The sequence below is a fragment of the Exiguobacterium sp. s7 genome (assembly GCF_018618195.1).
GTDB classification, from domain to species: Bacteria; Bacillota; Bacilli; order Exiguobacteriales; family Exiguobacteriaceae; genus Exiguobacterium; species Exiguobacterium mexicanum_A.
Map to the genome: position 1 here is coordinate 1 of NZ_JACSLO010000022.1, position 6,895 is coordinate 6,895.

8 protein-coding genes, 1 tRNA gene and 1 other RNA gene are annotated in these 6,895 nt (G+C 46.6%); 2 read left to right on the forward strand and 8 right to left on the reverse strand.

Annotated features, from left to right (window positions below):
- Positions 1–370: 370 nt before the first annotated feature.
- From KNP79_RS15105 to tadA, 6 genes are all read right to left on the reverse strand, one after another.
- Entirely contained in the window at positions 371–595 is a 225-nt protein-coding gene (locus tag KNP79_RS15105) for a YaaL family protein (RefSeq protein ID WP_034781883.1), read from the reverse strand.
- Positions 592–1,191 carry a recombination mediator RecR gene (gene recR / locus KNP79_RS15110; protein WP_021065285.1) on the reverse strand — a complete coding sequence of 200 codons (600 nt, stop codon included), beginning with the start codon at positions 1,189–1,191 and terminating at the stop codon, positions 592–594. Before recR ends, KNP79_RS15105 begins: the two co-directional genes overlap by 4 nt.
- A gap of 22 nt (positions 1,192–1,213) precedes the next feature.
- On the reverse strand, positions 1,214–1,531 hold the full coding sequence (locus KNP79_RS15115) for a YbaB/EbfC family nucleoid-associated protein (RefSeq protein WP_034781885.1): 318 nt from the start codon (positions 1,529–1,531) through the stop codon (positions 1,214–1,216).
- Between the two features lie 15 nt (positions 1,532–1,546).
- Positions 1,547–3,223, reverse strand: a complete 1,677-nt coding sequence (dnaX, locus tag KNP79_RS15120; protein WP_034781888.1) for a DNA polymerase III subunit gamma/tau — start codon at positions 3,221–3,223, stop codon at positions 1,547–1,549.
- 94 nt (positions 3,224–3,317) lie between these two features.
- Positions 3,318–3,586, reverse strand: an RNA gene (gene ffs / locus KNP79_RS15125) — signal recognition particle sRNA large type.
- A 53-nt stretch (positions 3,587–3,639) separates the two neighbouring features.
- On the reverse strand, positions 3,640–4,140 hold the full coding sequence (gene tadA, locus KNP79_RS15130; RefSeq protein ID WP_214755137.1) for a tRNA adenosine(34) deaminase TadA: 501 nt from the start codon (positions 4,138–4,140) through the stop codon (positions 3,640–3,642).
- Between the two features lie 121 nt (positions 4,141–4,261).
- Between tadA and KNP79_RS15135 the strand changes: the two genes are divergently transcribed.
- Together KNP79_RS15135 and KNP79_RS15140 are read left to right on the forward strand one after the other, a co-directional pair.
- Positions 4,262–4,897, forward strand: coding sequence for a deoxynucleoside kinase (locus tag KNP79_RS15135; protein WP_034781893.1), 636 nt, complete (start codon positions 4,262–4,264; stop codon positions 4,895–4,897).
- Complete coding sequence (locus KNP79_RS15140; RefSeq protein WP_021065290.1) at positions 4,894–5,565, forward strand: deoxynucleoside kinase; 672 nt, start codon at positions 4,894–4,896, stop codon at positions 5,563–5,565. The genes KNP79_RS15135 and KNP79_RS15140 overlap by 4 nt, the downstream gene beginning before the upstream one ends.
- A gap of 42 nt (positions 5,566–5,607) precedes the next feature.
- On the opposite strand, the gene KNP79_RS15145 is transcribed toward KNP79_RS15140, so the two are convergent.
- Positions 5,608–6,606, reverse strand: a complete 999-nt coding sequence (locus KNP79_RS15145; protein ID WP_214755138.1) for a hypothetical protein — start codon at positions 6,604–6,606, stop codon at positions 5,608–5,610.
- A 165-nt stretch (positions 6,607–6,771) separates the two neighbouring features.
- A tRNA-Ser gene (locus tag KNP79_RS15150) sits at positions 6,772–6,861 on the reverse strand.
- Positions 6,862–6,895: the final 34 nt, after the last annotated feature.

The window sequence follows — 6,895 nt, forward strand, 5'->3', positions numbered from 1 at the left end:
TAGCTCTTTAAAAATGACGAAGCTTGCGCTTCATTCAAAAATTGTAAAACTTATTTTTGCCTCATCGTTCAGTTTTCAAAGTTCGTCTGTCGTTCTTGGCGACTTAAATATCTTAACAAGCTATTAACGAGAAGTCAATATCTTTTTTAGATTTTTAAAACCGCTCTCGGCGACGTCTATTAATATATCAATAAAACTTTGAATACACAATAGCTTTTTCAGAAAAACTTTAAATTATTTTTTAGTCGTCTGCATTTTTTGTAGAAAATGATGAACGCGTTTCTAGTTTCTTCATTATATAGAGAAAAAAGTGAACGTTGAATGGACCTAACCATTCGGCATATAAAAAAGCGAGATGGAATATCTCGCCTTACGATCTTAAATTCGAAAGTGAAACTTTGCGTTGCTTCGCCTCTTTTAAATAAAAGAAGTACAATGCTTCCGCTTGTTTAACTTGCGCTGCTAATTCCCCAGTGTCTTCGATACTCACTTCAAGTATGTGACGTTTCGATTCGTACTTCGCCTTAGCATCTAACAGCTCTAACAAAAATCGTTGGTCATATCCGTCTCGGAGAGGTTTGCGAAACCATCTCATAGTTCGCGTCTACCTTCCATCGCTCTTGATAAGGTCACTTCATCCGCATATTCTAGATCGCCGCCTACAGGTAAACCATGCGCCAGACGCGTTACACGAATCCCAGTCGGTTTTAAGAGTCGGGACAGATACATTGAAGTCGCTTCCCCTTCGATGTTCGGGTTAGTGGCCAAAATCACTTCACTAATCGCTTCATTTTCTTGAAGACGCGTTAACAAGCTCGACACGTTAATATCTTCAGGACCAATCCCTTCCATTGGGCTAATCGCCCCATGCAAGACATGGTACTTCCCACGATACTCTCGCATCTTCTCCATCGCAATCACATCTCTAGAATCTTGAACAACACAGACCACCGTCTCGTCGCGATGGGAATCCGTACAAATCGCGCATGGGTCAACATCTGTAATGTGCCCGCATACCGTACAATATTTAATATCACGCTTAGCGCTGACAAGAGCCTTAGCGAACGTCAGCACATCGTCTTCTTCCATATCTAATACGTGGAATGCTAGACGTATGGCAGTTTTCGGACCAATGCCCGGCAATTTGGTAAAGCTTTCAATCAAACGTCCGATCGCTTCAGGGTATTGCAACTCACATCGTTCCTTTCTTCACTTAAAAGCCTGGAAGGTTCATCCCTTGCGTAAAACGTCCCATTTTGTCATTAACGAGTTGGTCAGCTTGCTTCATCCCGTCGTTAACTGCTGCCAAAACAAGATCTTGCAACATTTCGACGTCATCTGGATCGACAGCATCTTCAGCGATGATGACATCTAGCACTTCTTTATGTCCACTGACGATAACTTTTACCATGCCGCCACCTGCCGTACCTTCAACAGTCAAGTCTTTCAATTCTTCTTGAGCTTTCGCCATATCTTTTTGCATTTTCTGCATTTGCTTCATCATATTGTTCATGTTTCCCATTCCACGCATGTAGAGCGCCTCCTTTTAAACTTCTTCAATTTCAACGACGTCACCGAAACGTTCAACGGCCTTCGAGACAAGTGGATCTTCTTCAACCACTTCCTCTTCTTTATGATCCGAACGTTCAGCTTGTTTACGAAGGATGAACTCATTCTTCAACTCAACCCAATCGGTCTCTAGTACGGCCATGATTTCTCGACGAATTCCCGTCACTTCAAACAAGGCTTGTTCAATCACGTCTCGCGTGCGACCGTTCGAGCTAACTTGCTCGTAGTGCCACGTCATCCCATCTTTAAATTGTACCAGTAAGGTGTCACTAGCACAAAGCACAGCCTCACTCTCATAGAATAGTGCAAAAATTGGACCATCCTGCGTTCGGATATTCCCCATGATATCTTCCCAGCTATCACGTATTGCGTTTAAATGCTGTCGTTCCGCTCGTTGCAATAATTGACGGATGCGTTCTTTCGGGACTCGAATTTGAGTTCGCTTGGCAACTTTAGGTTTCTCTGTTGTTGCTTCCGCTGCAGGGACTCCCGTTTTTTTGACCTCACTCAACTCGCGACTCAGTTCACGGACCTGCTCTTGAAGTTGTTTCATCTGTTCTGTCATCGTCCGCCCTTGTTCGGCGATACGAATAAACGTTAGTTCTACCAAAACTTTCGGATGATTCGATAATCGCATCTGTTGCTGACAATCATTCAACTCTTCAATCACTTGGAATAGTTCATCTGTCGACGTCGCTTCAACAAATTGTCGGAACGTCTCTGTCGGACGAGCGCGTTCGAGTAAATCGACCGCTTGAGGTGAGGCCTTTAATAGTAAGGCGTCACGATGAACGAATACGAGATCTTCAATGAATCGCTTCAAATCCTTACCTTCACGCAGCATCGTTTCCAACGTACTCAAAATTTGATCAAGTTGCTTTTGCTGTAAGCCGTAAGCCATATCGAGCAGAGCATCATCTGTCACCGCGCCGGTCACTTCTAGCACAGCGTCTTCGGTCAAACGGCCATCGCTAAAAGCGAGCGCTTGATCGAGTAGGCTGAGTGCATCGCGCATCCCACCGTCGGCAGCACGGGCAATCAGCTTGAGCGCCTCTGGATCATAGTCATAATCTTGATCGTTCAAGATATATGCCATACGTGTCTGCAATTGACCGACTTCATGCCGTTTCACATCAAAACGCTGACAACGCGAGATAATAGTTGCTGGAATTTTATGCGGTTCTGTCGTCGCCAAAATAAAGATGGCATGCGCCGGCGGTTCTTCTAACGTCTTTAACAAGGCGTTGAAGGCACCTGTCGAAAGCATGTGCACTTCATCGATGATATATACTTTGAAGCGCGCTTGAGAAGGCGGATATTTGACTTTATCCCGGATTTCTCGAATCTCGTCGACCCCGTTATTTGAAGCCGCATCGATTTCAAACACGTCCGGGCTTGTCCCTTCTGTGATTGCAATACAAGTCGGGCACGTATTACACGGCTCTCGTGTAGGCGCCGTCTCGCAGTTGATGGCTTTCGCGATAATTTTCGCCAAACTTGTCTTCCCGGTCCCTCGTGGACCCGAGAACAAATAGGCATGTGACATTCGTTCCTCAAGCAACGCATTTTGAATCGTTCGTGTGATATGAATTTGACCGACAACCTCTTGGAACGACTGCGGACGATAAACCCGATACAACGCTTGATACGCCATGTCCCCGCCTCCTTTCTTCCTTACATTCTCTATTTCATCATACAAAAAAATCTACAACCCTGGGGCCGTAGATTGAAGTTATTAAATAAATCTGCCGCGCACCGATTTCTGAAAGCACGTCAATGTGCGTTACTCATGCAGTTTGCTCGGCCCAAGCACCCCTGCGGCACACGGTACGTCACCACTTAAGGCTGCTTCCTTCCGGACCTGACCTGGTTCATGGGTGACCGTTGCGCAGGACTCAGACGTCAACGCCACTTACACGAGGACAGGCCACACCAATGCACTCCCTCGAATCGGAATTCAGTCTCGCTATAGCGGATTGCGAGTTACAGGGCACCGCTACCTCCCCGCCTAGCACGGCAAATGGGTAAATGAAGTTAGGCACTACGTTGAGTGCTATTACATTATACTGTTTAATCAGGTGGGTTGCAACCTCTCTGTTCAAGCCGCGCCTGCTTCTTCCGTTCTCTAAGGTTTCGGAAGAATACTGTCAGCAACTCGCCACACTCTTCTGCTAAAACATTTTCAGTCACTTCAGCTTGGTGGTTGAAGCGTTCGTCTTGGACGAGGTTCATGAGCGTCCCGCAACATCCACCCTTCGGATCGTGGGCACCAAAGATGACCCGCTTCACACGAGACAGCACGATGGCACCCGCACACATCGGACACGGCTCTAACGTGACGAACAGTTCGCAATCCTCTAAACGCCAGTTGCCGAGCGCCTGGTTTGCCTGCTCAATCGCAATCATCTCGGCGTGGGCCGCTGCCAACAAGTCGGTTTCCCGACGATTATGACCGACGGCAATCACCTCATCACCTTTAACGATGACGCATCCGATCGGGACTTCGCCGATTGCTTCCGCCTTCTTTGCTTCTTCAATGGCGAGCCTCATAAATCGTTCATCTCGTTCCATATACACACTCCGTTTCTGATCACTTATTATGAAAAAAAATGAAAATCATTTCGCTCGCCCTATCCACTTCATTGTATGCTAGAATGGAACTTGCACTTTGGATAATGGAGGATGACATCATATGTTTATAACGGTAGAGGGACCGATTGGTGTCGGGAAAACGTCACTGGCCCATATCATCAGTCAGCACTTTTCAATGCAGATGCTGAATGAAATTGTAGAAGAGAATCCGTTTCTCGGCAAGTTTTATGAAGATATCGACGAATGGAGCTTCCAAACGGAGATGTTCTTCCTTTGCAATCGCTTCAAGCAATTAGACGATATCCACAAACACCACTTGAGTCAACAGCAATCCGTCGTTTCTGACTATCATATTTTCAAGAACTTAATTTTCGCTCACCGTTCCCTGAGACCAGCTCATTTGAACAAATATGAGCAAATCTATAAGATTTTGACACACGATATGCCGAAACCTGATGTCGTCATCTACTTACACGCCAGCATCGAGACGTTAATGAAACGTGTCGCCTTGCGTGGACGTGAAGTAGAAGAGAACATGTCTCGCGATTACCTCGAACAGCTCGCTCATGATTATGAAACGTTTATCGAATCATACCGCGCGACGCATCCCGAAGTGACGATTCTTTCGTTTAGCGGAGATGAGCTCGACTTCGTCCAAAATCCGGATGATTTGACGCACGTCCTCTCGACGATCGAACGTGAATTAGAATTGACTAAAGGAGCAAAAATCAAATGACGCTGAATGAAAAATATAACATTCCGAACGATACGATCATCACGATCGGTGGAATGGTCGGAATCGGTAAATCAACGATCACGAACTCACTTGCCGATGCCCTCAACTTCCGCACTTCACTTGAGAAAGTAGACACGAACCCTTATCTCGATAAATTTTATCATGATTTTGAGCGTTGGAGTTTCCACCTTCAAATCTATTTCTTGGCTGAACGGTTCAAAGAACAGAAGAAAATCTTCCAATACGGCGGCGGCTTTATCCAAGACCGCTCGATTTACGAAGATACTGGCATCTTTGCCAAGATGCACTATGAAAAAGGGACGATGTCTCCAACCGACTACGAGACGTACTCAAGTTTGTTTGAAGCGATGGTACTGACACCATTCTTCCCACACCCTGACCTTCTCATTTATCTTGAAGGCTCATTCGAGCAAGTACTCGACCGCATTCAAATGCGCGGGCGCGAGATGGAACAACAAACACCGATCACATATTGGGAAGAGATGTACGCTCGTTATACGGAGTGGATCAACAACTTCAACCTTTGCCCTGTACTTCGTCTCTCAATCGAAGAGTATGACTTGATCAATGACCCTAACTCGGTTGAACTCATCTTGGAGAAAATCGAGAAACAATTGACGATCGCTCGCGAAGCGAAAGTCAGATAAGTAAAGAAGGTGCACCGCTCGCTTGAGCGGTGCACCTTCTTTTTATGTGTGGGCGATACGAGGTTTTCGATACGTCGGCGTCTTCCGAGCTTTTCGGAAACCGTCGATGGAATCAAACACTGCGGCCAAAATCGTGATGGCGACGACCAATCCAAATACCCAATCGAACGAGAGCATACCGTTCGGAACGTTCGTCTCGATCCAGTTCAAAAATCGTGGATCGAGTAACTGTGGGGAACTGGCCATCCAGATGATGAACGTTGCCGAGGCAATATTGTAGATCAAATTAAACGAAGCGAGCGCATACGTCCAATGTCCGTTCATCCATTTCCATACCCCAAGCACGACTTGAAGCAAGATGACGGTCACAAATAACCAAATCACATCCATCAGGAACGTTTGATTGAAGATGGGAGTGATCATCGTGAACCCCGCGTTCGTAGATTCATAAATCCCTAGTAACTGTTCGGCGTTAATATACACGCCAAACCACACGGCTGTCCAAAACAACCCGAACCCTGCGTCAAATTTACTGATTCGACCGCCCTTCACCCGTTCTTTCAGCTTGGACACATCCCATTTCATATCTGGCGCCGGTACATCATCAGGTGCATAGCGCTCAATCAAAAAGAAGACGAGCGTAATCCAAAACACGAGCTGAATCCCGACCTCCCACAGCGCATCGAACATGTTCGTCAAAAATGTGCCGATCGTCGGCATAAGCGGTCCTGAGAACGTCGGCATGCTAGACAACACGAGACCGAAGAAAACGACAGCTAAAACGATTGGAACGACAAGTTTAATTACGGTCACATACATTGGGAAAAAACGTGGTCCGATGACATACTGTCCTTCCTTATAACGTGCGGCAACGACGGTTGGATGCCCAATCTCCTCTAACACTCGTTTCACGTCCGCCTCAGTCGGGTGTTCGGGCAATGCCGCCTCGATCGATTGCCGAATCGAGGTAGCCGCCTCCTCGCGCCGTTTCGGAGGAACGTGTCGCACGACCTCATCGATATACATCTCAATCCAATCCATGACGCTCATCTCCTTCCTTACGCGCCACTATAGTCTACTCTATGTAGATTCCCGGTTTACGTGCGGCTTAGCCAGATTTCGTCGGATTGCCACAAACAAAAAAGCCGCAGACCGGAGTCTACGACCATAAAAAAACGCATCTGCCCATGCAGATGCCAAAACAAGCGGAGTTGGTGGGATTCGAACCCACGCGAGCCTTACGACTCCTAACGGATTTCGAGTCCGTCCCCTTCAGCCGGGCTTGGGTACAACTCCAGGCTTAAAAAAGTGTAAAAAAAAGAAAGTGGAG

What these genes read in the sequence shown, in the direction of transcription:
- KNP79_RS15105 (WP_034781883.1), bottom strand. Translation starts at nt 595, where the DNA reads ATGAGATGGTTTCGCAAACCTCTCCGAGACGGATATGACCAACGATTT.
- KNP79_RS15115 (WP_034781885.1), bottom strand. Translation starts at nt 1,531, where the DNA reads ATGCGTGGAATGGGAAACATGAACAATATGATGAAGCAAATGCAGAAA.
- dnaX (WP_034781888.1), bottom strand. Translation starts at nt 3,223, where the DNA reads ATGGCGTATCAAGCGTTGTATCGGGTTTATCGTCCGCAGTCGTTCCAA.
- tadA (WP_214755137.1), bottom strand. Translation starts at nt 4,140, where the DNA reads ATGGAACGAGATGAACGATTTATGAGGCTCGCCATTGAAGAAGCAAAG.
- KNP79_RS15135 (WP_034781893.1), top strand. Translation starts at nt 4,262, where the DNA reads ATGTTTATAACGGTAGAGGGACCGATTGGTGTCGGGAAAACGTCACTG.
- KNP79_RS15140 (WP_021065290.1), top strand. Translation starts at nt 4,894, where the DNA reads ATGACGCTGAATGAAAAATATAACATTCCGAACGATACGATCATCACG.
- KNP79_RS15145 (WP_214755138.1), bottom strand. Translation starts at nt 6,606, where the DNA reads ATGGATTGGATTGAGATGTATATCGATGAGGTCGTGCGACACGTTCCT.